Genomic DNA, 24,799 nt, shown 5'->3' on the forward strand with positions numbered 1-24,799 from the left:
TCATTCGTCCGCCGGTGCGAGCATTTGCCGCTCGCCCCCGTTGACGCCGGCACTGAGCCGCGCATGCGGTGCGCCCTCGGGGAGCGGCCAGCGGGCGCGGCTGCCGGCGAGCACATAGCCGAGGAGCCCCGGTGCCAGCGGGACGCTTCGCGCGCCCTCTTCGAGCCGCGCCTCGACCAGCCTCGCATGCAGGCTGCCGCTGTTGACGATCTCGACGAAGGTGCCGCGTGCATCCTCGCCGATCCGCCAGCTCAGCGATGGCGCGGGCGCGTCGGCGGGGTCCTTCCGGGCGCCGTTCCGCGAGGGGGCGGCGTACGGGGCCGGGACGAAGAGCGGCAGCGAATAGCGCATGCGGAAGCTCACGGCAGCGGCCGGCGCCGCTTCGGCGGCGGCGCGGGTCGGAATCTCATCGACGATGACGCGGTAGGCGTCTTCGCCCGCCGCCGGGGGAGGGGCGGTTCGTGTCAGCCGCACGAGCTGGCGCTCGCCGGGGGCAATGGTGACGAGCGGCGGCGAGGGCAGGACCCTGTCCTGCGCTGCATAGACATTCTGCCCGTCCTGCTGCGCCCAGGCGAATATCCGCACCTGCAGCGTGACCGGGGTCGATCCCGGATTTTCCAGCCACAGTGCGGCCGCCTGACGATCGGCCTCGATTACCGGATTGACCGGCCAGATCAGGAGCGAGGCCGGCGGTTCGGCACGGGCGAGGGCGGGCACGAGCGCGAAGAAGCCGAGCGCCGCCGCAAGCCGCAGTGCGGCGCGAGGAGGAAGGCGGCGCGTCACCATGACAAGGTCACCAACAACCGATCGTTGTAGAGACCCGGCGGCAGGGCGCCCGGCAGGGTCAGGCGGCCATAGAGCGGCAGCCTGATATCTTCGCTATTCGCATCGAGGACCGTGACCGGGGTCGCGGCGCCGACCGCGATCGGTGCGGCGCAGCTCCCGTCGCTGCACAGACTGTAAGCGATGCGCGCTCCGCTGTCGGCGCCGTGCTGGAGGTAGCGCACGCCGCCTGCTTCGTGCTCGCCGCCGTCGATCGTCATGAGCAGCGCGGTTCCCGGCGTGCAGCGCAAGCGGATCGTCTGCGCAGCGCTTGCCGAGGCCGTGTGCGTGGCGGTCGAAAGGCTCATGTCGCTTCCGAAATCGAGCGTGCCCATCGTGCCCGCGTCGCCGCTCGATCCAAGCCCGTCGACGAGGCATCCCGCGTCGATCCGCGCGGCGACGCCGAAGGTCGCGCTCGTTTCGGCGCGCGCCGGGGTGCCGCCCCCGCCAAGGACCACGATGGCGAGGGCGGCCAGCGCGGCGCGCTGAAGCGACCGGCGATGCGCCGGCGATTGCGGCGCGGTGGGGCGCGCCGCAAACGGGGAGGCGGCCTGACGGGCCGCAAAAAGAAGGCGCGCGCCGGGCGTCACAGCTCGAGCACGACCGTGACGGTATCGCTATAGGCGCCCGTCACGAGCCCCGGCTCGCCGAAGGCGCGCGCATAGATGTCAATCTGCTGTTCGGCGCCGGTAGCCGCGAGCGTGAGGCTGCCGCCGACCGGGATGACCGTGCTGCGCCCGGCATTGCTGTAGAGATTGTAGGAGACATAATGGCCGGGACTGCTGGCGTGCGCCATGGCATGCGCGCCCGGTCCCGCGCCCGAACCGTCATTCTCGCCGGCCTCGAAAGACAGCGTCGGGACGATCCCGGGGCTGCACTGGATGCGAAGCGCGCCGCCGCCGCTGAGAAGTTCGCCATCGGCCTCGCTGAACAACGTATTCTGGGTGCCGAAGTCGATCGTACCAAAGTCGGCGCCACCGGCGCCGTCGCTCAGCGTCTGGCCGTTGATAATGCAGCCCGCTTCGAGTGTGATCGTCGCATCGATGCTGCCGGTGATGTCGGCCCGCGCCGGTGCTGCAAGAGCAAGGCCGAGAGTGGCGGCGGCGATGGAAACGGCAAATTGTTTCCTCATGACAAGACTCCTTCATTTCCGAACAGGATTAACGGATCTGAAGTTGTCTATTTAAGGAACAAACTTTTATATTTGGTATATGAGAGAAATATAGAACTTTATCGAAACTAATATTTGAAATATGCGAGTAATATATTCGCCTTGTCGATTGACGAGGCGGTAATTGTATCTTTGGCACCACCCAAGGTGGCAAAGCTCGCTATGCCATGCGATATTGCCTGCGTCGCGGCCAAGCGCGCCCAAATCGGAGCCATCGGGAAAGCGTTGGCACGGCGCGCGATAAAAGCAGAGCGCGAACGGTCATTGACTGACATGCAAAATATTGGAAATGTTCAGTTTTTCATGGAATCCTGCTTTGCTCCACTCCGGACCGGATCCTAACCATGTCTTCGCCAAGGTGAGCGACGCGGCTCCAGCGAACGGCGGTGGGGGCTGATTACCGCCGGTGGTGGCCCACGGTCCGGATGCCTTCAATCGCTATGCCGATCGCGATCCCAGTGCATCTGGTCGCCGATAGTCTTAACGATTAGGGTCGCTAACGTGCGCTCAATCTCGATGCGGTGCTCAAGCCTGCGCGTCGAGGTCGGGTCCGGGGCCCGGGCAATCTGGTTGCCGAGCCTCGCGAGCTGCATGCTTTTGAACCGGCCGCATCTTTACAAAGCGCAAGGGTCGCGGACCGCACTGTCATCGAGATAGATGAAGGCGCGCGCTTCTCGCTTGGTCGGCGTAATCGAGCGTCAGATTGCCGAGGTCTGGTCTGTTTTTAGGGGCGCAAGGTCTCCCAGAATAATGCCCGCCCCTGAATATCTGTCGGCGGCGCGGTCGCGGGGGAGGCCCGCCCGCGCAACATTTACTTCGGCGCGACGCATCGTTCGGCGCTGCGGCGTGTTACTGCCTTGTCGGGGTGCGCGATGCGGCCGCCCTGCCGCGCGTCCGGTGCTTTATACGCGCCCCATAAGAAGGACTGGCGATGATCCGCTTCCGCACGCTTTTTCCGGCTCCCCTTATCGCGCTCTTCGTCGGCGCGCTCCTGACACTCATTGCGCTTGTGCTTGTGACAGGAGGGCTCTGGCTCGCGCTGCTCGGCGGGTCCCTCTATTATCTTGCCACAGGCGCTACGATGCTGGCTGCGGGCCTGCTCCTGATGCGCGGGCGGATGCTTGGCGGCTGGCTTTACGGCGCCGTCATGCTGTTCACGCTGCTCTGGGCGTTCTGGGAAGTGGGCGGCAACGGCTGGGCGCTCGTACCGCGCGTCGTCGCGCCCGCCGTGCTCCTTGTCGCCGTGCTGTTCGCGATGGCCGCGCTGTCGAAGCGGCCCCGGCGCTGGCGATTTGCGCTTGCAGGGAGCGCGCTTGTCCTTCTCCTGCTGGCCACGGGCGGCGCCACCCTTGGCTGGCTGAATGCATCGCGCCCGCTCGGGCCGTTGCCGGCGAGCCGGATGGCGATGACCGACCCGGCGCTCATGCAGACCGGGGTCGACTGGCCTGCCTATGGCGGCACCGAAAGCGCGCGTCGCTATTCGCCGCTCGCACAGATAACTCCCGCCAATGTCGGCACGCTCAAGCGCGCCTGGACGATCCATAGCGGCGATCTGCCGTCCAGCGCCGCCAAAGGGACTTATGGCGCGGAGAATACGCCGCTCAAGATTGGCGACAGCCTCTACATCTGCACTCCGAAGAATATCGTCATGGCGCTCGACCCGGCGACCGGCAAGCAGCGCTGGCGCTTCGACCCGAAGGTCCCCGATGATGCAATCCCCTATACAGCGGCTTGCCGCGGCGTGAGCTATTATGCCGTTCCGACAGCAGCTGCCGGTCAGCCCTGCGCGCGGCGGATCATCTTCGGAACGCTTGACGCGCGGCTCTTCGCCCTCGACGCCGTCACCGGCAGACCCTGCCAGGATTTCGGGGCGAACGGTCAGGTCGACACCAAGATCGGAATGGGGAACACGCCCCCGGGCTATGTTTCGATCAACTCGCCACCGACGATTGTGCGCGGGGTCGTGGTGACCGGGCACCAGGTGCTCGACGGGCAGGACCGCTGGGCACCATCGGGTGTGATCCGCGGCTTCGACGCGGCAACCGGCAAGCTCAAATGGGCGTGGGACATGATGCATCCCGATTGGGACGGCTATCCTCCCGCAGGACAGACATGGGCGCGGGGAACACCGAACATGTGGACGATCGCTTCGGGCGATGAAGCTCTTGGCCTCGTCTATCTGCCGATGGGCAATGCCGCGGCCGATTATTATTCGAGCCTGCGGCGCCCCGCGGAGAATGAATTTGCAACCTCGCTGGTCGCGCTCGACGTGATGACGGGCAAGCCGCGCTGGCATTTCCAGGCGGTCAAGAAGGACGTGTGGGATTATGATTTCGGTGCGCAGGCGACACTGATCGATTATCCGGGGGCGACCGGAACCGTGCCAGCAATCGTGCTGCCGTCGAAACAGGGCGACATCTACGTGCTCGACCGGCGAACGGGCAAGCCGCTGACCCCGATCGGGACGATCAGGGCGCCCGGCGGCGGCGTCGAGCCCAAGGATCGCGCGCCGACGCAGATCGTGTCGCTCTGGCACACGCTGCGCAAGCCCGACCTTACCGAAAAGGATATGTGGGGCATGTCGCCGATCGATCAGATGATCTGCCGTATCCAGTTCCGCCAGGCGAGCTACAAGGGCTTTTACACGCCTCCCGAAAGCATGCGGCGCTCGATCGAATATCCCGGCTACAACGGCGGCACGGACTGGGGCGGGGTCGCTGTCGATCCCGCGCGCGGGGTGATCGTTGCCAATTATAACGACATGCCCAACTATGTCCGCCTCGTGCCGCGGCGCAAAGCAAATGAAATGGGTTGGGCGCCGCGCGATCAGGCACGCGGCACTATCGGCGGAGCCGAAGGGGCAGGCGATCCCCAGGCGCATACTCCCTATGCGATCGACGTCAACGCCGGATGGCGGCTGCCCTTTACAGGGCTGCTGTGCAAGCAGCCTCCCTATGGGGGCATTCGCGCGATTGACATCGCGACCGGCAAGACGATCTGGGACCGCCCGCTCGGCACCGCCCGAACCAACGGTCCGTTCGGCATCCCCTCGATGCTGCCCGTTACCATCGGCACGCCGAACAATGGCGGCGCCGTGGTGACGGCGAGCGGTCTGATCTTCGTCGCGGCGGCTACCGACAATCTGATCCGGGCAATCGATCTTGCGACCGGAAAAACGCTCTGGTCCGACGTGCTGCCCGCAGGCGGGCAGGCGACGCCGATGACCTATGAAGCCAATGGCAAACAGTATCTCGTGATCTATGCCGGTGGCCATCATTTCATGGAGACACCCGTCGGTGATGAGGTCGTGGCCTATGCGCTGCCCTGATCGCGGGATATGTTGACAGTCAGGCCGTCGATGCTCGTCGGGGTGGACCGATGAGTAACACGCTTTCCCTTCGTCATCTAAAGGCGAATATCGTGCTCTTTGGCGCGCTCTTCGCCAATCTTGGCATCGCTGCGGCCAAATTGGTCGCCGCCGCCATCACCGGGTCCTCATCGATGGCCTCCGAAGGCATTCACTCGCTCGTCGACAGCGGCAATCAGATGCTGCTGCTCTATGGCCAGCGCCGGGCGAGCCGCTCGCCCGATGCCCGCCATCCCTTCGGCTACGGCCGCGAACTCTATTTCTGGGCGTTCGTGGTGGCGATCCTCATCTTCGCGGCGGGCGCGGGCATGTCGATCTACGAGGGTTGGATCCATATCCGCGCTCCTGCTCCACTTCGCGATCCCGCGATAAACTATATCGTACTCGCGATTGCCTTCCTGCTCGAAGGTGCATCTTGGGCGCTGGCCGTGCGGGCTTTCGATGCCGGGCGCGGCGGACGCAGCTGGTGGCAGGCGATCCGGCAGTCAAAGGATCCCGCAGCCTTCATCGTCCTGTTTGAGGATAGCGCGGCGCTTGCCGGGCTCCTCATCGCCGCGGCAGGAGTCTGGCTCAGTCATGCGACCGGCGATGCGCGGATCGATGGGGCCGCATCGATCGCGATCGGCCTCATCCTCGCCGCAGTTGCCGCGCTGCTGGCCCGCGAAGCGAAAGGGCTATTGATCGGTGAAGCCGCCGATCCGGCGCTGATTGCCCTGATCCAGCAGACGGTGGGCGCGCGTGCGGGCGTCAGTGCTGTCAACCATGTCCGCACCATTCACACCGCGCCAAAGGCGATATTCGTCGCGGTGAGCGCCGATTTCGAGGATGACTTGCGCATGGGCGACGCCGAGACGCTCATCGCGGCGATTGAGGCCGAACTCAAGGCGGCCGCCCCCGACATCAGCTCCATCTACATCCGGCCTGAACGGCGCGAGGATGCGCGGCTGATGCAGTCGGCGTCCGCCTGTGCTACCAGCACCGGCAGCGCTCCCTCCACCCGATAGCCGAGGGAACGGCAGCAGCGACAGGAGGATGAAGGTGCAATATCCGCCCACACGGCACGCTGCTACGGCGTTCGGAAGGCCATAATGATGCCGCTCGACGGGCCGTTCATCGGCCGGACCAGCTGGCTGCTGCGCCAGTTCAGGAAGCAGATATGGGTCCGCGCGGCAATGTTCAGCCTCGCCGCGGTAGCAACGGCGGTGCTCGCCGCGATAGCCGAGCCCCTGATCCCCTATGACTTCAACCTCACCCTGGCGGCAGGCTCGGTCGGCAATATCCTCGATATCCTCGCTTCGAGCATGCTGGCGGTGACGACCTTTTCGCTTTCGGTCATGGTGTCGGCCTATTCGGCGGCGGCGGCTAACGTCACCCCTCGGTCGACCAAATTGCTGCTGAGCGATTCTGTCGCGCAAAACACGCTCGCGACCTTCATCGGCAGTTTCCTCTTCAGCATCGTGGGGATCATCGGCCTCGCCGCCGGCTTCTACAGCGACAAGGGGCGGATCATCCTGTTCGGCGCCACGCTTGCCGTCCTGCTGATCATTGCCGGCACCCTGCTGCGCTGGATCGAGCAACTGGGCAAGTTCGGGCGCGTAGGCGACACGATCAAGCGTGTCGAAGAGGCCGCGACAGCGCCTGCGGGGCAATGGGGGAACCGCCCGCGCCTTGGGGCGCGGCCCTGGACGATGATCCCTTATGGCGCGTCCGAAGTTATGTGCCCGGACGTCGGTTATGTCCGGCACATCGACATGGCCGCGCTCGCCGACATCGCCGCCGATGCCAGCGTCACCATTCACATAGACGTTATCGCGGGATCCTTCGTTCATGCCGCGCGTCCCGTCGCCTACGTGTCGCCGCCCGCGCACGATGTCTGCGCCGCCCGGATCGCCAAATGCATCACCATTGGTGCCGATCGCGAATATGATCAGGATCCACGCTTCGGGCTGATCGTGCTCTCCGAAATCGCGTCGCGAGCCTTGTCGCCCGCGGTCAACGACCCAGGCACCGCAATTGAAGTCATCGGTGCCGGCCTGCGCGTCATGCTCGCCTATGGCGATGCCCGGTCCGAGCCACAGGAGCCCTGTTTCGAGGGGCTTCACGCCCATGATCTGGCAGCGCGCGACCTCTTCGACGACTTCTTCAATCCGATCGCCCGCGACGGTGCGGCACTGGTCGAAGTCCAGATGCGCCTCCAGTTCGCCCTCGAGGCGTTGGCGAGGAACAATCGGGAGCTTTATGCAGATTGCGCGCGGTCGCACGCGGCGCGGGCGCTCGAACGGGCAGGCAAGGCCGGGATGTTCGACCATGATTTCGACCGCCTCAAGAAACGCGCGGCCTGGGTCGACGCGCTGCCCGACGAATAGAAGCGGTGCAACGGCCGCAGCGGACAGCAAGAAAGGAAGCGACCCGATGAGCTTCGTCATCACGCCCTTTGATGCGGCGGCAATCCTGATCGTCCTCGCCGCGGCGCTTGCCTATATCAATCACCGCTTCATCGGCCTGCCGACCAGTATAGGCCTGACAATCATGGGCGCCGTTGCGTCGCTTCTCGTCGTCGCGCTCGATCGTTTGCTGTCAGGGCCATCGGTGGCGGACGAAATCGTGAAATTTATCGCCGGCATTGATTTCCACGCAGCGCTGATGGACGGGATGCTCTCTTTCCTGCTGTTCGCGGGCGCGCTCCATGTCGACTGGACCGAAATGCGCAGGGGGCGCTGGGCAATATTGGCGCTTTCGACGATCGGCGTCCTTCTTTCGACGGCGCTCGTCGGTGCCGGACTTCACCTGCTTTCGGGCTGGATGGGTATCGCCATACCCCTGATCTGGTGCCTGGTTTTCGGGGCGCTCATCAGCCCGACCGACCCGGTCGCCGTCATGGGTGTCCTGCGCGAAACCGATGTTCCACCCACGCTGCAGGCGACCGTGGCGGGGGAAAGCCTGTTCAACGATGGCGTGGGAGTCGTGATATTCGCGATTCTACTTGCTACAGCGGCAAGCGGCGCCCCCCTTTCGCCGCCGCACGCCCTGCGGATGTTCGTGGCCGAGGCGGGCGGCGGGATTCTTCTGGGCCTTGTCATCGGCTGGACAGCCTTCAGGGCCATGCAGTCTATCGATGAGTATAAGACCGAGGTGATGATCAGCCTCGCCGTGGTGATGGGCGGCTACGCTCTTGCCAGCCAGCTGCACGTCAGCGGTCCAGTCGCGATGGCCGTCGCGGGGCTCATCATCGGCAACCACGGCGTCGCGCACGCGATGAGTGACATGACGCGCGATTATCTGCTCAAATTCTGGAGTCTGATCGACGACATTCTGAACGCGCTGCTGTTTCTGCTGATCGGGCTTGAGGTCGTTACCATTCCCTCCGACACGCGGATTATTCTGCTGGGTACACTCACGATTCCGCTCATATTTGCCGCCCGCTGCCTGTCCGTGCTGGCCCCTCTGGGCGTGATGCGAACCTTGCTCCCGCTGGGCAGGCTGGCGCCGATTACGCTGATCTGGGGCGGGCTGCGCGGCGGCATATCAATCGCCCTCGCACTCGGCCTGCCGGACGGCCCGGAGCGCCCCTATATTCTCGCGGCAACCTATATTGCGGTTCTCTTTTCGGTCATCGTGCAGGGCGGTACGATCGGACGGGCCATCAAATGGCGCGAAGCGCGGTCCTAGGGCCGGGGCGCGACGGTGATAGAGCATCTGGCAGAGCGGGGAATTAGACCGTTGAATTGAGCACTATTCAAAGGCGAGCTATTTTGCCGTCGACTATTTCGCCGACATCCCTTTCCCGTCACCATATGCGGAGTGGATAGGGGTCCCGCATGCCCGAGCATTGCCCCTTTGCCGTGGTGGTGGACGCCGCCGGCCTCGGGAGCAGATCGCAAGGCATCAGCCTCGAACATTATCGGCTCCGCGACATTGATGTCTTAATTGCAGCGGCCCGCAGGCCGGCGTCACGCGCGTTGAATACACGCTGAAGATCTGCGGGGAAGAGCCAGTCGAAGTCGACAGGAGCCGCTCGGTCGGCGGGATCGATGCTTGACCACATGGTCATTTTCCTTGCTGTGATCGGGGCTTGGGCGCACCGTACGGGTCAGGGTAGATCGATTAGCAGCACCTCCGCGTCGGTTTCCGCTTCGATCGCAAGCCTGTCTTCCGAAGTGACCGCGGCGCCGTCGCCTCCGCGCATTTCGGTTCCGTTGAGGCTGACGATTCCTGCGACGACTTGAACCCAATAGCCGCGTGTCGGGTCGAGCGAGCGCGTGAGGATATTCCCGTCGTCAAGGCGCGCGACGTCCATCACCGCGTCCTGCCGCAGCGTCAGCGATTCGCGGCGCGCATCACCGCTTGCTATCGTGACCCAGCGGTTGCGCGCACCGTCGTCGGCAAACGACCTTTGTTCATAAGAAGGCGCGCCGCCAGCCTCGGCCGGAATAATCCATATCTGGAGCAGATGGGTGGGTTCGTCGGCACTGGGGTTGCGCTCGCTATGCCGGATGCCGGTGCCGGCACTCATCCGCTGCACCTCGCCCGCGCGAATGATCGCATTGTTGCCCAGATTGTCGCGATGCACAACGGCGCCTTTCAGGACGATCGTCACAATCTCCATGTCTTGATGGCCGTGCTCGGGGAAGCCAGCGCCGGGGACGACGCGGTCTTCGTTAAGCACGCGAAGAGCCCGGAATCCCATGTGTCTGGGGTCGTTATAGTCCGCGAAGGAGAAGCTGTGACGGGCGTCGATCTGACCGCCTTGGTGACGGCCGCGCGCGCCGCGATCCCTGAACTGGATCATCTATTTTCTCCTGTGGCTGGAGCGCCGCCGCGATGGCGACGCTCCAGCCTTTCGTCATGCTGCGTCAACGAGGACGATCTCGCTGTCCTCGATCGCTGTCACGCGCAATATGTCCATATCGCTGATTGCTGCGCCGTCGCGTGCATTCACGCGGAGGTTGTCGATCTGCACCGCGCCACTCGCCGGGACGAGATAGGCCTTGCGGTCCTTGCCGAGCGGATATTCGGCAGTCTCGCCGGCCCGCAGTGTCGCGCCGACGACGCGCGCGTCGGTGCGGATCGGCAGCGCGTCATTGTCATTTTCGTAGCCTGAGGCGAGCGTGACGAACCTGCCCGAGCGTTCGCCCTTGGGGAAAGGCTTGGCGCCCCACTGCGGCGCTTCGCCGCTGCGGGTCGGAACGATCCAGATCTGAAAGATCTTCGTGGTGACGTCCTCGAGATTATATTCCGAATGGCGGATACCCGTTCCGGCGCTCATGACCTGCACGTCGCCGGCTTCGGTACGGCCCTTGTTGCCGAGATTGTCCTGATGCGTAATCGCGCCTTCGCGGACATAGGTGATGATTTCCATGTCGCGGTGCGGATGTGGCGGGAAGCCGGTCTGCGGCTGGATCGTGTCGTCATTCCAGACGCGCAAATTGCCCCAGCTGGTGCGCGCGGGATCGTGATAGCCCGCGAACGAGAAATGATGTTTGGCGTCGAGCCAGCCGTGATTGGCGCCTCCAAGGCTGTCGAAAGGGCGAAGTTCGATCATTTTTTGTCTCCAGGGCGCGCCGGGGTGGCTGCTGTTGAAAAGCTTTTAGACATTGCCCGCCATTTGGTTCAGTGGGATAAATTGCATCGAACTGTTCGAGGAAGTGGAAAAGTGAACAATCCCGGCACCCCGACGCTGGACCAGCTTCGCATCTTCCTTGCTATCGTCGACACGGGCAGCTTCGCGGCGGCGGGTCGTCAGCTCAATCGCGCGGTTTCGGTGATCAGCTACGGCATTTCCAATCTTGAGGCGCAGCTCGGCCTCACGCTCTTCGAACGCGAGGGAACGCGCAAACCGCAGCTCACCGTCGCGGGCCGCGCGCTGCTGTCGGAAGTTCGCGCGATTTCCGTCGGTATCGATGGCCTGCGCGCCAAGGTAAAGGGGATGCTCGACGGCTTGGAGGCAGAGGTGGATCTCGCGGTCGACGTGATGCTGCCGTCCGAAAGGCTTGGTAAGGTGCTGCGTGCCTTTGCGGCCAAGTTCCCGACGGTGCAGCTGCGGCTTCATGTCGAAGCGCTCGGGGCGATTACCGCAATGGTTCTCGATCGCAAGGCGATCCTTGGCATATCGGGGCCGCTGGCCGCCGGGGTCGAGGGGGTCGAATGCATAGCGGCGGGATCGATCCCAATGGTCCCGGTCGCCGCGCCCGACCACCCGCTTAGCCGGATGGAACGTATCCCGCCGGGCGCGGGACGCGACTATACGCAGCTTGTCCTGACCGACCGATCGCGGTTCACCGAGGGGCGCGACTATTCGGTGATGAGTCCCAAGACCTGGCGACTTGCCGATCTCGGCGCCAAGCACGCGTTGCTGCGCGAAGGCATAGGCTGGGGCAATATGCCGCTGCCGATGATCGAGTCCGATCTTGTCACGGGAACGCTGATCCAGCTTGCGATGCCGGATCATCCAGGAGGGACCTATCGCTTTGCGGGCGTCTGGCGCCGTGACACGCCGCCCGGCCCGGCGGCATTGTGGCTGCTCGAACAATTTGTCGAGCTCGGACAGGATGACGCCGAGCTTGCCGGGATGATCGATCTTTAGAGCTTCAGCATTGCCTCGGCTCCAACCATTTGGATCGTGCGGGCTGGTCCTGTGTCGCGGATATAAGAGCCGGGGCGAAAGGCGGAGAGCGAGGCGGCGAAGGACAGAAGCGTCGTCGCTTGCCAAGCAACCGAAATTTCCAGCTGGTCGCCGATGTGTCGCGCTTCGCTGCCGCCAGCGGGACGGATGAGGCCGCCCGGTATGTCGTAGATGCCGTCGCCGCGGCTTTCTCGCCAGAAGCGTGCGGCGACGAGTTCGAGCGACGCCCCATCGCCAAGGTCGAAATCGACGCTGGGATGGAGGTTGATGATGTTGCGCGGGCCGATCGGCGACAGTTCGCCGAAATATTTGCCCTTCGGGAATAGCGCATTGAAGGTGCCGAGTCTGTCGTCCGTGGCATCGCGGTCGCTGCTGGCGATGTTTGCGCGAAGGCGCAGGCGCGGCTTCAGGGCCGCCTGCGGAAAGCTCCAGCTGGTTTCGGTCGCGAGCGACCAGGCGCGAATACGGTCGCCCGCGAAGTGGCCCCGCTGCAGCATCGCTTCCCAATTCCAGCCCAGGTCCCCGCGGCGTCCGAAGAAGCGTAGCCCGAAAGTGTCGCGCATCTCGCGCCCGGCGCGACCGGCAAAGCGCGCGGCTTCATTGGCATATCCCAGCCAATAGGCGTCGACCCCGATGTCCTTGGCGGGCGTGACGGTCACGTAAAGCCCGTCGAGCCGCCGGGTCGTTGACGTGCGGTCGTCGAAATCGCCGGCACCGATCGCCACGGGGCGGAGATGAAATGCGTCGAGGCGGACCGGGCCAATATCCGCGATTGCGCGCACGCCGTCGAAAGCCTGCGGGATATTGGGGCCATAGCGGATGCCGACAAGGCGCTCTGACCCGAGCGCAACGAGTTCACGCCCGCCGCGCAGTGTCAGCTTGCCGGCGCCGCCCAGCGCGACGCGGACGTCGGCAAAACCCTGCAACAGGTCGATCCCGCTTTCGTCGGCTGGGCCCTTGCCCGCAGCGACACCGCGCGCATAGCCGGCGATACCCTGCACGAAGACGCGCGCCGGGCCGGCGTGAAGATCCGCATGCGGCATGACACGCAGCCAGAGATAGCCATCGTCGGGCGCCGGCGGATCGCCCCACAGATTGTTGCCGAAGCCCTCGAAGCGCGCCCGTGCTTCGGCGCCGAGGGTCAGATAGGCATCGCCCGTGTCATCGAGCGGCACATATTTGGGCTGCCGCCAGCCTTCGCGCGGGACGTCGCGCAGAAGCGACCAATCCTCGTCGTAGCGCAAATTTGTCTGCTCGACCGATTGCGCAAAGGCCGTTGCGGGCGCGAGCGCGGCGAGGAGCAGGAGGTGGCGCATCAGCGGGTGACGAAATGGCGCACGACTGGCGCCTCGCCGTTCAGAAAGGCAGCGAGCGCGTCCTGCTGCACGCGGTCGGCGTTGGTGACGCGATCATGCTGGCGCAGATGTTCAAGCCAGCTTTCGACGGTGAAGGTTTCCACCACTGTGCCAGGCGCCGCGGTATCCTCGTAAACACCCCAATGGATTGCGCCGTCGCGGCGGCGAATGCGGCGCATCGCCTGCATTGCGGTGAAGAAGTCGGACAGCTTCGCCGGGTCGACGTGATATTCGATCGTCACCAGCACCGGTCCGCTGTCATGTTCGACCGCGCCGTCGACAAGCGGCGCAGGCCAATGCGACGAAGGCGCAAGATCGAGCGCGCTCGCGCGGTCGAGCGGAAAGCGCCAGGCGAGGATCAGGCTCGCTGCAACGAGCAAAGTGGCGGACGCAAGCAGGGTCGATGGCACGCCGATGTGCGAGGCGATCGATCCCCACAAGGTCGAGCCCGCCGCCATCGAACCCTGGAAAATGAGCAGGTAGATGGCGAGCGCGCGCGCCTTGACCCAGCCCGGCGAGGTTGCCTGCGCGCCGCCGTTGAGCGACGCCATCATTGCGATCCATGCGAGTCCCGCGACGAACAACGCCGCCGCAGCGGTCGCGAATTGCGCAGCCTGCGACAAGCCCGCCATGGCGATGGCGAGCAGGATCGAGGCGGCGAGGGTGATCGCATTGGCGCCCATTGTGCCGCGCAGCTTTGGCATCAGCATCGCGCCGCCGATCGCGCCCAATCCCATGAAGGTGAGGAGGCCGCCATAGCCAAGCGGGCCGAGCCCGAGGTCGCGGCGCGCTATGATCGGCAGCAGCGCCCAGAGACCACTGGCGAAGAGGAAGAAGCCGACCGAGCGGACGAGCACGACCTTGAGTTCGGGCGCTCGCAGCGCATAGCGCAAGCCGGCGCGCATCGCGCCTACCATATGCTCGGCGGGCAGTTGCCGATCGGGAGCGACACGCCGCCAGCGCGCGAGCACCACCAAGATGCCGAGGATGGAAAGGGCATTGACGGCGAATACTGCGCCCGGCCCGGATGCTGCGATGATCAGGCCGCCGAGCGCGGGGCCGATCGCGCGCGCGATGTTGACGCCCAGCGAATTGAGCGCGACCGCCTGTTGCAGTGCGGGTCCTGGCACGAGTTCGGGGACGATCGCCTGGAAGGCAGGCGCCGAAAAGGCCGCGCCAATCGCGATGGCGGCGGTAAAGGCGAGCAGGACCCGGGCGTCGGTCAGACCCGCGAGCGTCAATGCCGACAGAATTGCCGCGCCGGTTAGGCCGAACAGTTGCGCCCCCATCAGCAGCTTGCGCCGGTCGACGATATCCGCGAGCGCTCCGGCGGGAAGCGCGAGGACGAACATCGGAAAGGTTGTGGCGGCCTGCACCAATGCGACCATCAGCGGATCGGGCGACAGCGAGGTCATCAGCCAGCCCGCCCCGACGTCGTGCATCCAGGTGCCGATGTTCGAGACGACCGTGGCAATCCACAGCGCGCGGAATAGCGGGCTTGCGAGCGGACGCGGGGGAGGGGAAGCCGTGTCGGTCATGATTTTTGCGTCCGCAGGATCGCGGCGAGCATCAGGCCGCCGATCAGTCCGACATGTTCAAGGAAGCTGTTACGCTCGTGAAAGCGCGCCATTTGGTCGGCGACCTCCCAGAAGGGATGGGCGATCAGCGTCGCCGCGGCGGTGAATACGCCGAGCGCGCCCGCGCCGAGCCACGCCTGGCGGCCAAGGATGACGAGGAGCGAACCGCCGATCTGGACGAATATTGTTGCGATGACGGTGAGTATCGCAGGTTCGAGCCCGAAATGCCGGGCCTCGCCAAGCGCGCCTGACATATCGAATAATTTGGTGATCCCGCTCGTCCAATAAGGCAAGGTGAGAAGCGCTGCAGCGAGGGTTGAGAAGCCGCGCTTGCCAAGCAGGCGGGCGATGGGAGCGGGCGCGTTCATCGATCAGACTGCCCAGCAACCGCAGCCGAACGCGCCCCAGAAACTCTGGACGTCGGCGGCGGGGGTGTTGGCGCCGAGCGCTGCGGCATGGTCATGGCCGTGGACGGCGCAAGACGAAGCGCAGCCGCAGGCGGATGCCATCTTCTGCGCGCCTTCGGGCCGGCGATGATAGCCGCCGAAGGTCGCGACCGGCGACCAGTCGGGCATCGGCTTGGGCAGCGTGGGGGCGATCGGGCCATAATCGCCCTCGCCATGCACGATCTTGCCGCCGAGTATGGTCAGCACCGAACGCAGATGCACGATCTCGCTTTCGGCGACGCTGAAATAATCGTCCGAAAGCAAGGCGAGATCGGCGAGCTGGCCGGCCTTGATCTGTCCCTTCTTGCCGACCTCGTTCGAGAACCATGTATTCTTTTCGGTCCACAGGCGCAGCGCGGTTTCGCGGTCGAGGCGGTTGCGGACGGGATAGAGGTTCGTGCCGCCGAGCGTCTTGCCGGTGACGAGCCACGAGAGCGAGACCCACGGGTTGTAGCTCGCGACGCGCGTCGCGTCGGTGCCCGCGCCGACGGGGATTCCGGCCTCCATCATCCGCTTGATCGGCGGGGTCGCTTCGGCGGCCTTGGCGCCATAGCGTTCGATGAAATATTCGCCCTGGAACATCATCCGGTGCTGGACCGCAATGCCGCCGCCGAGTGCGGCGATGCGGTCGATGTTGCGCTCGCTGATCGTCTCGGCATGGTCGAAGAACCAGTTGAGGCCCTGAATCGGGATATCCTTGTTGACCTTTTCGAACACGTCGAGCGCGCGGCCGATGGTCTGGTCGTAGGTCGCGTGGAGCCGCCACGGCCACTTCCGTTCCGCGAGCAAGCGGACGACGGGTTCGAGGTCGCTTTCCATGTTCGCCGGCATGTCGGGCCGCTCGACGCGAAAATCCTCGAAGTCGGCGGCCGAATAGACGAGCATCTCGCCCGCGCCATTGTGACGATAGGTGTCATCGCCGTCGCCGGGTTTAACCTGGGTCGACCAAGTGGCGAAATCCTTGAGCTCTTCCTTCGGCTTTTGCGTAAAGAGGTTGTACGCGATGCGCAGCGTCATCTCGCCGTCCTGATGCAGTTTTTCGATGATCTGGTAATCGTCGGGATAATTCTGGAAGCCGCCGCCCGCGTCGATCACGCTGGTCACGCCCAATGAATTGAGTTCGCGCATGAAGTGCTTCGTCGAATTGAGCTGATACTCCTCGGGCAGCTTCGGCCCCTTGGCGAGCGTTGCATAGAGGATCGTCGCATTGGGCTGTGCGAGCAACAGACCCGTCGGGGTTCCGGCGGCGTCGCGGACGATCTCGCCGCCCGGCGGGTTCGGCGTGTCCTTCGTGTATCCGACCGCCCGCAGCGCGGCGGCATTAAGCAGCGCGCGGTCGTAGAGGTGGAGGATGAACACTGGCGTCTCGGGCGCCGCGGCGTTGATCTCGTCGAGCGTCGGCAGGCGCTTTTCGGCGAACTGATGCTCGGTAAAACCGCCCACGACGCGCACCCATTGCGGCGGCGGGGTGTTCTCCGCCTGGCGTTTCAGCATTGCCATCGCCTCGGCGAGGCTCGGCACGCCGTCCCAGCGCAGTTCCATATTATAATTGAGCCCGCCGCGGATGACGTGGATGTGGCTGTCGATCAGCCCCGGGATCAGACGGCGGCCTTTGGCATCGATGACGGTTGCGTCGGGTCCGGCGGCGGCGCGGACCGCCTGCTCACCGCCGACGCTCAGAAATTTTCCGTCGCGGATCGCGACCGCTTCGGCGACGGGATTGCCCTTGTCGAGCGTAGTCACCTTGGCGTTGACGATGATCAGATCCTTGGGGCTCATGGCAAAGCTTTCCGATGATGAGAGAAGGGCGGTGGTGGCGGCGCCGGCAAGCGCCTGGCGGCGGGTGATCGGGTTCATGCATCATGCTCGCGGCGCTGCGGCGGTGCGCCGAGGACTTGGGGTGCACAATCTTCGCGGACGAAGCGAGCCAGTTCAGTGGTATCGGCGAGGCGCTTTACGACGGGGACGATCTGTTCGCCGAGCAGGATTCCGGCGAGGCCGACCAGCGCGACGACCGGAGGCGCGGGAGAACGGACACCGAGCAGGCTGTAGACAAGACCGGCGAGCAGTCCGGCGCCCAGCGAGACGAGATAGATTTTCACGGGTCCGTTCTCCCTTATTTGCCTCAGGCCTGTACGAAGGCCAGCAGGTCGGGGTTGATGACGTCGGCGTTGACCGTCAGCATGCCGTGGCTGAAGCCCTCGTAGATCTTGAGCGTCGCATTCGGCAGGATTTCGGCCTGGAGTACGCCGGCATTCTTGTACGGCACGACCTGATCATCGTCGCCGTGCAGCACGAGGGTCGGCACGCTGATCGCCTTCAAATCTTCGGTCTGGTCGGTTTCCGAAAAGGCCTTGACCCCGTCATAATGCGCCTTGGCGCTGCCCATCATGCCCTGACGCCACCAATTGTCGATTACGGCAGGAATGACGGTCGCACCCTCGCGGTTGAAGCCGTAGAAGGGGCCCGAGGGCAGGTCGCGGAAGAATTTCGACCGGTTGGCCGCCAGTTCGCTGCGGATTCCGTCGAACACTTCGATCGGCAGGCCGCCGGGATAACGGTCGGTCTTCAGCATGATCGGCGGCACCGCCGATACCAGCACCGCCTTGGCGACGCGGCCCTGGGGAATGCCGTAGCGGGCGACATAGGCTGCGACTTCGCCGCCGCCCGTCGAGTGCCCGATATGAACCGCGTTCCGCACGTCGAGATGTTCCATCACGGCCGCCGCATCGGCCGCATAATGATCCATGTCATGACCCTCGCTCACCTGCTGCGACCGGCCATGACCGCGGCGGTCGTGCGCCACGACGCGGTAGCCCTTGGCGAGGAAGAAGAGCATCTGGTTGTCCCAGTCGTCCGACGACAGCGGCCAGCCATGATGGAAGACGATCGGCTGCGCGTCCTTCGGTCCCCAGTCCTTGTAGAAGATTTGGGTGCCGTCCTTTGTGGTAACATAGCTCATGACAAATTCCCTTCAGCATTTGGATGGAGTGGACCGGATTCAACAACCCTCCGGTCCGGCGGGTGTAATCACTTCGAGGCCTCGGAGGCGCCGAACATCGTCTTGGCATAGGTGATCCCAAGGCCGTAGGCGCCGCCCCATTTGCGAGCGATGCCGGTCGTGAGGTCATAGGTTTCGGCGCGCGCCCAGTCGCGCTGCAGTTCAAGCAGATATTGCAGTGAGGTGATCGGCTTCGCGCCGGCCTGCACCATGCGCTCGACGGCGCGCTCATGCGCTTCGGTCGAGATATCGCCGCTCGCGTCGGTGATGACATAGGCGTCATAGCCCTGTTCAAGCGCCGAGAGCACGGGGCCAACGATGCAGACCGAGGTCCAGAGGCCGGCGAACACGAGCCGCTCCTTGCCAATGCGATTGACTTCGCCGATCACGGCGGCGTCTTCCCAGGTGTTCATGCTGGTGCGATCGAACAGCGCTTGCCCCGGAAATGCATCGGTGATCTCACTGAACATCGGGCCCGAGAAGCTCTTCTCGGCAACCGTGGTCAGTATGGTCGGGACGGCGAAGCCGGCAGCGCTATTGGCGACCAGTGCCGCGTTGTTGCGAAGCAGTTCGGGTGCGATCGACTTGGTGGCGAACGCCATCTGCGATTGGAAATCGATGAGGACCAGCGCATGATTGCTGGGATCCAGCAGCGCCTTGGCGGGGGTCGGGGTGGCTTTGATCGACATGGGTGGCACTCCTTCTCTGGAAGATCGGTGATCCCGATCATTCGGGGTACAATCGATCTACGCGGAGGCGGCCATCCTAAACAGTGAGATAAAATTGCCGCTTCTATTCTAAAATATAGAAAAGCAAATCATCAGCGCCGCACGGCGACCAGTGGATGTCATTGGGCTTTCATCAATAGCGGCAACGCGGCGGGCCAGACGGATCCAATGCGATTGTGTGGTCGGCTAGGTCTGGTAAGGATGGCGGCATGAGGCAGGGGATGCTTTTTATCGGGCTGGTCGCATTCGCGATCATGCTCATGCTGGCCATATTTTTCGCGGCACGCTTCGGGGATGAGGAGTAGCTCGCCCACCGCTCGGTCGATTGAACCTGAGAGGCGATAGGCGCGGCAGTTTGATCTAGGTTAAGTTCGACCAGCCAGCGCTCCTGCGTTCGCTTTTCGAGGGCTTGCGCAATCTGTCCGGTCTCGCCATGGGTCTTCTCCACTCGCGGCGCGGAGACGGCAACCTCTATGGAATCGAAGAAGATCGCGTCGCTCGGACGCGACCGCCGCGCAAGCCGCACTATCGTAGCGCTGCTCGCGCTCGGATTTGTCGCGCTGCTCGTTGCTGCCGCGGCAACCTATTGGACCCAGCGCCAGAATGAGGAAATTGCCCAGCGCGTCTCGCACACGCTGCTGGTCGAGGCACGACTTGGCGCCTTCGCGAGCGCCAATGAGCGGATGGAGACCGCAAGACGCGGGCTTTTGTTGACCAACGATCCGCGCTTCGCCGCGATCATGGACAAGGCCGAGGAGAGCGCCCGGGCACAGCTTGGCGAACTTGGCGCGTTGATCCGGGACAATCCGGAGCAGGTGGCGCGCGTGGCGCGGCTTCGCAAGCTCATCGACGCTTATGGCGCCTATAATCGCAAGGCGATCGGCGGCGGCATCGCGGCACGGCGCGCGGTCGTCGAGGGGTTTGCGAGCGATACGGGGGTCACTTATGTCCGCGACGTTCGCGGGGTGGTCGATGCCATGATGGCGAACGAACTCGCGCTGCTTCGCGAGCGCGAAAGCAAGCAGCGGCGCACGCAGGCGCTATTCAACACCACGTTGCTGATCACCGGGCTGCTCATTCTGGCGGTCGCCGCGATCACGCTTCTTCTCATTCGCCGCAATCTCGTCGACCTTCGCCTGTCGCGCGAACAGCTTCGCCATTTGAACGAAAGCCTCGAGGAGCTTGTCGAAGCGCGCACCGCCGAGCTCAGCCGGGCCAATGCCGAAATCCAGCGCTTCGCCTATATCGTCAGTCACGACCTTCGCTCGCCGCTGGTCAATGTGATGGGCTTCACCGCCGAGCTGGAAGCGGCGCGCAAGGCGATCGCCGATTATCTCGCGCGCAGCGAGGAAGGAAATTGGCAGGCGCCCGATCCCGCGACCCGCCTCGCGATCGAGGAAGACCTTCCCGAAGCGATCGGCTTCATCCGCAGCTCCACCCAGAAGATGGACCGGCTCATCAACGCGATCCTCAATCTGTCGCGCCAGGGTCGGCGGTCGCTGGCGCCCGAACGGCTCGACCTTGGGCTCGTCGTCAAGACGATCGCCGACAGCCTCGAGCACCGCATCCAGGAAACCGGGACGCGGCTCGAAATCGGCGATTTGCCGCAGATCGTCAACGACCGGCTCGCCGTCGAACAGATACTCTCGAACCTCATCGAAAATGCGCTCAAATATCTCAAGCCCGGGCGGGCGGGCGTGATCGCCGTCAGCGGGCAATGCGAATATGGACGGGCATACGTCGAGGTAAAGGACAATGGCCGCGGGATCGACCCGCGCGACCATGATCGCATCTTCGACCTTTTCAGAAGGTCGGGAACACAGGACCAGCCCGGCGAGGGCATCGGTCTCGCACACGCCAGGGCGCTTGCCTATCGCCTTGGCGGCACGATCGACGTGCAATCGGCGCTGGACGAGGGATCGATTTTCCGTCTCACATTGCCGGTCGAATGGAAAGGCGGAGAAGAAAATGCCTGATCAACAGCAATCCGTGAATATCGTGATGATCGAGGATGACGAAGGTCATGCCCGGCTGATCGAAAAGAATATCCGCCGCGCCGGCATTTCGAACGCCATCCATCACTTTACCGACGGCACGTCGGCGCTCGACTTTCTCTATGATGCCGCGGAAGGGCCAGCGCGCAACGGTCCGGCGCTCGTCCTTCTCGACCTCAATCTTCCCGACATGAGCGGGACCGATATTCTGGCACGGCTGAAAGGCGAGGGCAGTGCGCTGCGCCGGACGCCCGTCGTGGTACTGACGACGACCGACGACAAGGTCGAAATCCAGCGCTGCTATGATCTGGGCTGCAATGTCTACATCACCAAGCCCGTGAATTACGAGAATTTCGCCGATGCGATCCGCCAGCTTGGCCTCTTTCTGTCGGTGATCCAGGTCCCCGATCCCGACCAGGCCTGACCGGAAGGGCTTCGTCAAGCGTGGCGCATATTCTCTATATCGACGATGACGAGGGCATCCGCCGCCTCGTCTCGCGCAATCTCGAACGCGAGGGGTTCAAGGTCAGCCTGGCAGCAAGCGGGGCCGAGGGGGTCATGATGACCCGTGCAGGGCGTTTCGACCTTATCGCCGTCGATCATTACATGCCCGGGCAGGACGGGCTCTCGACGCTTGATGCACTGCGCCGCGTCGCGGGCTGTCCGCCGATCGTCTATGTGACGGGTTCGGAGGAGAGCCGCGTCGCGGTCGCCGCGCTCAAGGCGGGTGCCGACGATTATGTCGTGAAATCGGTAGGCAGCGATTTCTTTGACCTGCTGGCGAGCACCTTCGGGCAGGTCCTTGAACGCGCCAGCCTCCGCCGCGATCGCGAGCGTGCCGAGGAGGAGCTCAGGGCCAGCAACGCGCGGCTCGAGGCGCTGCTGACGGAAGTCAATCACCGCGTCGCGAACAATCTCCAGATGATCATGTCGTTCGTCGCGCTCCAGGCGAAGACACTCCCCGATCCCGAAGCGCGCGAGGCACTCAAGAAGACCCAGCAGCGGATCGCAACCGTCGCGCAGGTGAACCGCCGTCTCTACACCAGCAATGACGTCGAATTCGTCGCGATGGACGACTATCTGGAGGGCCTCGCCGCCGACCTCGGCGCCAGCTGGTCGACCGGCGCGGCGCACCGCGAAGTTCGCGCCGAGGCCGAGCCGTTGCGGATCGCGACCGACAAGGCCGTCGCGCTCGGAATGATCGCCAATGAATGGGTGAGCAATGCCTGCAAATATGCCTATGGGGCCGCCGAAGACGGCGCAGTGAGGATCATTCTGCGCCGGAGCGGCGATGGCATGGTTGAACTCGGCGTCGAAGATGACGGGCCTGGTTTTTCAGTAGGCGGGCCGGCGCAGGGCACCGGGCTGGGTACAAAGCTCATCGATGCAATTGCACGTACCCACCGCGCCGAGGTGCATTATGAGTCTGACCAGGCGGGCGGACGGGGAATGCGTGCCAGGATCCTGTTGCCCCTCAAGGCTGGCGAACTCAAAGCCTTCGAGCCCTTTATCTGAGCATATTGCCAAGGGAAGGGCCGGGGCGGTGCAAGCGTGGCGTTGGGCGCCGTTGGACGTGCCGGTTGGCGCCTCGGATCGCCTGAAATTTTGCGAAGATTGCGCCCAATTCCTGTTTGGACACGAAAAAGCCCGCGCAGTTGCACCGCGCGGGCTTTGCTGAACCTCGCCGAGGTCAGTAGCTGTTTTCGAACTCGTCAATCTCGCGCTCGGCTTCATCCTGGGCGCGGCCATATTTTTCCTGAATCTTGCCGGCGAGCACCTTGCGGCTGCCATTGATCTGATCGACCTCGTCGTTCGTGAACTCGCCCCATTTCTTCTGAACATGGCCTTTGACCTGTTCCCAGTTACCCTTGATCGTATCGTTGTTCATGATCGGTCTCCATTCTGTCTGATCGGTCAACGCGCGGGGCAAGCGAGCTGTTCCATCTTAAGCCGACCGGCCGCGCTTCAAAAAGCCGCCACATAACATAGGTTAAGCGCGAGCATTTGAGGCGGTGTTGCGCACCGGGTTCGGCGGCGATGGGCGCGGCGCGGGCGTATCTCGGGCAGGCGTGCGCTAGGCGGCGGGAGGCTTGCGCTACGCCTCGCGGCTGCGCGGAAAATCCTTGCCCGGATCGCGCGCCTCGGCCGATCAGGACTGATCGCGGTGGAGGTAGAGATCGGAAAAGTCCGCCACCGCGATCAATGCATCGAGATCGGCAATCCGGATCCCGCGGCCTTCGCGGACGATCGAACCCGAGCGCTCAAGCGCCTTGAGGGTCCGGTTCACATGCACCGGCGTCAGCCCCAGAACGTCGGCGAGCTGCTCCTGGGTGAGCGGCATTTTGCGCACGTCGAGCCCGCCCCAGTGGGTGTCGTCCAACCGGAAGTGGAGCTCGCACAAAAGATGGGCGAGCCGCGCGAGTGCGTTGCGGCGCCCGTTGTTGAGCAGCCATTTGCGACCGATCGACGCCTCGATGAGAATATCGACCATGACGGCGCGCGCGATTGCGGGGCGCGCCTGCACGAGCCGCTCGAAATCCGAAATCATGATCACGGTCAGTTCGACGGCGGTGAGCGCCTGCAAATTATGATCGACGGTGCGAAGATACATCGACTGGAAATCGAGCGGGTCGCCAGGGATCTTGATCGCGACGATCTCGCGGCCGCCATCGGGAGTCGTCTTCTGGCGGTAAGCAAAGCCCGATCGCAGCACCGGGCAGATATCGGATCGCTCGCCTTCGCGCAGGATATAGTCATTGGGTTCAAGGTGCCGCGTGCGATGCGGCAGAGCGGCGATCGCCGCCTGGTCTTCGGTGGACAGGAGGCTGTGGCTGAGCAGCTTGGCCAGAAACACACCCATGCCGGGTGGCGCCTTGTCGCGGTCGAACATTATCAATGCCTTTCCTTGCCGCGGACGACGTGCGCTCGGCTTATGATGTGCAATGCTCTAGCCGCTATCGCGGAACGCGCAATATCGAGATTGCCGGGCGCGCAGCGCTTCGCGCATCGGTCGGTCAACGTCGCGCGTCGACGCCGCCTATTGCGTCATTTGCCGCAAGGCGTCGCCGGTAAAGGCGGACGTACCTGTCAGGATCCTGGCCGGTCCTTTTCCTCGGTTGATCGATCATCGTCGCGAAGCCGCGCCGCCGCAGTCGCGAAGGCGCTGGCGCGCGGCGTGGGATGGATCGCGATAGACGGAGCCAGGCTGAAGTGCCGCTAGACGCCAATGCTGGCGAGGGCCGCCGCAAGCGCATCGAGGGTAAAAGGCTTGCGTACCACGGCTGCCTCTCCGAATCCGGACCGAGCAGCGCCGCCGTCGCCCGTCGCGACGACAAAGGGAATATCTGCCTCGCGGAGCGCCTTTCCCACCGCCTCGCTCGTCTCGCCATTGGCAAGATGAACGTCCAGGATCACCGCATCGAAATCGGGCGATGCCAAGCGCGCGAGAGCGCCGGCCAGACTACCTTCGCAGCCGGCAAGTTCGCAGCCGAGGGCGTCGAGGAAACCCTCGATCATCATCGCCACTAGCGGGTCGTCCTCGACGATCAATATCCTGCTTGTCATTTGAAGCCCATAGCAAGCTATCCCGCGCTCATGGGAAGCGACGAGAATGAGTCAAATTTGTCAGCGTTCCTCAGGAACTTGCGCGGCGCCTCGATGTTCCGCGCGGCAGGCAAAGAATTCGCGGTCGTGTCGCAGGCGAGGCGGCGGACGGG

Annotated in this window: 24 protein-coding genes; 8 read left to right on the plus strand and 16 right to left on the minus strand. The window is 64.1% G+C overall.

What is annotated here, in order from left to right; all coding sequences use genetic code 11:
* The 4 genes from P1IM2_RS12990 to P1IM2_RS13005 all read right to left on the minus strand — a co-directional run bounded on the left by P1IM2_RS12990 (position 1) and on the right by P1IM2_RS13005 (position 2,268).
* On the minus strand, positions 1–786 hold the full coding sequence (locus P1IM2_RS12990; protein WP_186402709.1) for a molecular chaperone: 786 nt from the start codon (positions 784–786) through the stop codon (positions 1–3).
* On the minus strand, positions 780–1,412 hold the full coding sequence (locus tag P1IM2_RS12995; protein WP_186402710.1) for a spore coat U domain-containing protein: 633 nt from the start codon (positions 1,410–1,412) through the stop codon (positions 780–782). The genes P1IM2_RS12990 and P1IM2_RS12995 overlap by 7 nt, the downstream gene beginning before the upstream one ends.
* The gene (locus P1IM2_RS13000) at positions 1,409–1,954 is read right to left on the minus strand and encodes a spore coat U domain-containing protein (RefSeq protein WP_186402711.1); all 546 of its coding nucleotides are present in this window, start codon (positions 1,952–1,954) and stop codon (positions 1,409–1,411) included. The genes P1IM2_RS12995 and P1IM2_RS13000 overlap by 4 nt, the downstream gene beginning before the upstream one ends.
* A 107-nt stretch (positions 1,955–2,061) precedes the next feature.
* The gene (locus tag P1IM2_RS13005) at positions 2,062–2,268 is read right to left on the minus strand and encodes a hypothetical protein (protein ID WP_186402712.1); all 207 of its coding nucleotides are present in this window, start codon (positions 2,266–2,268) and stop codon (positions 2,062–2,064) included.
* Positions 2,269–2,924: 656 nt separating this feature from the next.
* Here P1IM2_RS13005 and P1IM2_RS13010 point away from each other — a divergent pair.
* The 4 genes from P1IM2_RS13010 (at position 2,925) to P1IM2_RS13025 (ending at position 9,029) form a co-directional block, all read left to right on the plus strand.
* Complete coding sequence (locus P1IM2_RS13010; RefSeq protein ID WP_186402713.1) at positions 2,925–5,321, plus strand: membrane-bound PQQ-dependent dehydrogenase, glucose/quinate/shikimate family; 2,397 nt, start codon at positions 2,925–2,927, stop codon at positions 5,319–5,321.
* Positions 5,322–5,371: 50 nt separating this feature from the next.
* On the plus strand, positions 5,372–6,364 hold the full coding sequence (locus P1IM2_RS13015) for a cation diffusion facilitator family transporter (RefSeq protein ID WP_186402714.1): 993 nt from the start codon (positions 5,372–5,374) through the stop codon (positions 6,362–6,364).
* A gap of 84 nt (positions 6,365–6,448) precedes the next feature.
* Entirely contained in the window at positions 6,449–7,726 is a 1,278-nt protein-coding gene (locus tag P1IM2_RS13020) for a DUF2254 domain-containing protein (RefSeq protein ID WP_217372575.1), read from the plus strand.
* A gap of 46 nt (positions 7,727–7,772) precedes the next feature.
* Positions 7,773–9,029, plus strand: coding sequence for a cation:proton antiporter (locus P1IM2_RS13025; protein WP_062900512.1), 1,257 nt, complete (start codon positions 7,773–7,775; stop codon positions 9,027–9,029).
* Between the two features lie 421 nt (positions 9,030–9,450).
* Here P1IM2_RS13025 and P1IM2_RS13030 read toward each other — a convergent pair whose 3' ends face one another.
* Together P1IM2_RS13030 and P1IM2_RS13035 are read right to left on the minus strand one after the other, a co-directional pair.
* The gene (locus tag P1IM2_RS13030) at positions 9,451–10,149 is read right to left on the minus strand and encodes a pirin family protein (protein ID WP_186402715.1); all 699 of its coding nucleotides are present in this window, start codon (positions 10,147–10,149) and stop codon (positions 9,451–9,453) included.
* Positions 10,150–10,203: 54 nt separating this feature from the next.
* Complete coding sequence (locus P1IM2_RS13035; protein ID WP_186402716.1) at positions 10,204–10,902, minus strand: pirin family protein; 699 nt, start codon at positions 10,900–10,902, stop codon at positions 10,204–10,206.
* Between the two features lie 111 nt (positions 10,903–11,013).
* Here P1IM2_RS13035 and P1IM2_RS13040 point away from each other — a divergent pair, with 111 nt between their 5' ends.
* Positions 11,014–11,943, plus strand: a complete 930-nt coding sequence (locus P1IM2_RS13040) for a LysR family transcriptional regulator (RefSeq protein WP_186402717.1) — start codon at positions 11,014–11,016, stop codon at positions 11,941–11,943.
* Here the strand turns inward: P1IM2_RS13040 and P1IM2_RS13045 are convergent.
* From P1IM2_RS13045 to P1IM2_RS13075, 7 genes are all read right to left on the minus strand, one after another.
* On the minus strand, positions 11,940–13,298 hold the full coding sequence (locus P1IM2_RS13045) for an alginate export family protein (RefSeq protein WP_186402718.1): 1,359 nt from the start codon (positions 13,296–13,298) through the stop codon (positions 11,940–11,942). The two genes, P1IM2_RS13040 and P1IM2_RS13045, sit on opposite strands and share 4 nt — an antisense overlap.
* Positions 13,298–14,875 carry an MFS transporter gene (locus tag P1IM2_RS13050; RefSeq protein ID WP_186402719.1) on the minus strand — a complete coding sequence of 526 codons (1,578 nt, stop codon included), beginning with the start codon at positions 14,873–14,875 and terminating at the stop codon, positions 13,298–13,300. The genes P1IM2_RS13045 and P1IM2_RS13050 overlap by 1 nt, the downstream gene beginning before the upstream one ends.
* Entirely contained in the window at positions 14,872–15,282 is a 411-nt protein-coding gene (locus P1IM2_RS13055; protein ID WP_062900506.1) for a DoxX family protein, read from the minus strand. The genes P1IM2_RS13050 and P1IM2_RS13055 overlap by 4 nt, the downstream gene beginning before the upstream one ends.
* A 3-nt stretch (positions 15,283–15,285) precedes the next feature.
* Entirely contained in the window at positions 15,286–17,217 is a 1,932-nt protein-coding gene (locus P1IM2_RS13060; RefSeq protein ID WP_186402720.1) for an amidohydrolase, read from the minus strand.
* On the minus strand, positions 17,214–17,462 hold the full coding sequence (locus P1IM2_RS13065) for a XapX domain-containing protein (protein ID WP_186402721.1): 249 nt from the start codon (positions 17,460–17,462) through the stop codon (positions 17,214–17,216). Before P1IM2_RS13065 ends, P1IM2_RS13060 begins: the two co-directional genes overlap by 4 nt.
* 23 nt (positions 17,463–17,485) lie before the next feature.
* The gene (locus tag P1IM2_RS13070) at positions 17,486–18,322 is read right to left on the minus strand and encodes an alpha/beta fold hydrolase (RefSeq protein WP_186402722.1); all 837 of its coding nucleotides are present in this window, start codon (positions 18,320–18,322) and stop codon (positions 17,486–17,488) included.
* Between the two features lie 68 nt (positions 18,323–18,390).
* Positions 18,391–19,050 carry a hydrolase gene (locus P1IM2_RS13075; RefSeq protein WP_062900502.1) on the minus strand — a complete coding sequence of 220 codons (660 nt, stop codon included), beginning with the start codon at positions 19,048–19,050 and terminating at the stop codon, positions 18,391–18,393.
* Positions 19,051–19,562: 512 nt separating this feature from the next.
* Between P1IM2_RS13075 and P1IM2_RS13080 the strand changes: the two genes are divergently transcribed.
* The 3 genes from P1IM2_RS13080 to P1IM2_RS13090 are packed head-to-tail and all read left to right on the plus strand — an operon-like array spanning position 19,563 to position 22,598.
* A complete protein-coding gene (locus P1IM2_RS13080; RefSeq protein ID WP_186402723.1) occupies positions 19,563–21,065 on the plus strand; it encodes an ATP-binding protein in 1,503 nt (500 codons plus the stop codon).
* Positions 21,058–21,507, plus strand: coding sequence for a response regulator (locus P1IM2_RS13085; RefSeq protein ID WP_186402724.1), 450 nt, complete (start codon positions 21,058–21,060; stop codon positions 21,505–21,507). Before P1IM2_RS13080 ends, P1IM2_RS13085 begins: the two co-directional genes overlap by 8 nt.
* Before the next feature lie 20 nt (positions 21,508–21,527).
* The gene (locus tag P1IM2_RS13090; protein ID WP_260834134.1) at positions 21,528–22,598 is read left to right on the plus strand and encodes a sensor histidine kinase; all 1,071 of its coding nucleotides are present in this window, start codon (positions 21,528–21,530) and stop codon (positions 22,596–22,598) included.
* Positions 22,599–22,773: 175 nt separating this feature from the next.
* Here P1IM2_RS13090 and P1IM2_RS13095 read toward each other — a convergent pair whose 3' ends face one another.
* From P1IM2_RS13095 to P1IM2_RS13105, 3 genes are all read right to left on the minus strand, one after another.
* Complete coding sequence (locus tag P1IM2_RS13095; protein WP_186402725.1) at positions 22,774–22,971, minus strand: CsbD family protein; 198 nt, start codon at positions 22,969–22,971, stop codon at positions 22,774–22,776.
* Between the two features lie 261 nt (positions 22,972–23,232).
* Positions 23,233–23,973, minus strand: coding sequence for a Crp/Fnr family transcriptional regulator (locus P1IM2_RS13100; protein WP_186402726.1), 741 nt, complete (start codon positions 23,971–23,973; stop codon positions 23,233–23,235).
* Between the two features lie 326 nt (positions 23,974–24,299).
* On the minus strand, positions 24,300–24,647 hold the full coding sequence (locus tag P1IM2_RS13105; protein ID WP_186402727.1) for a response regulator: 348 nt from the start codon (positions 24,645–24,647) through the stop codon (positions 24,300–24,302).
* Positions 24,648–24,799: the final 152 nt, after the last annotated feature.

This window comes from Sphingopyxis sp. P1IMeth2 (assembly GCF_900185685.1).
Taxonomy (GTDB): Bacteria; Pseudomonadota; Alphaproteobacteria; order Sphingomonadales; family Sphingomonadaceae; genus Sphingopyxis; species Sphingopyxis terrae_A.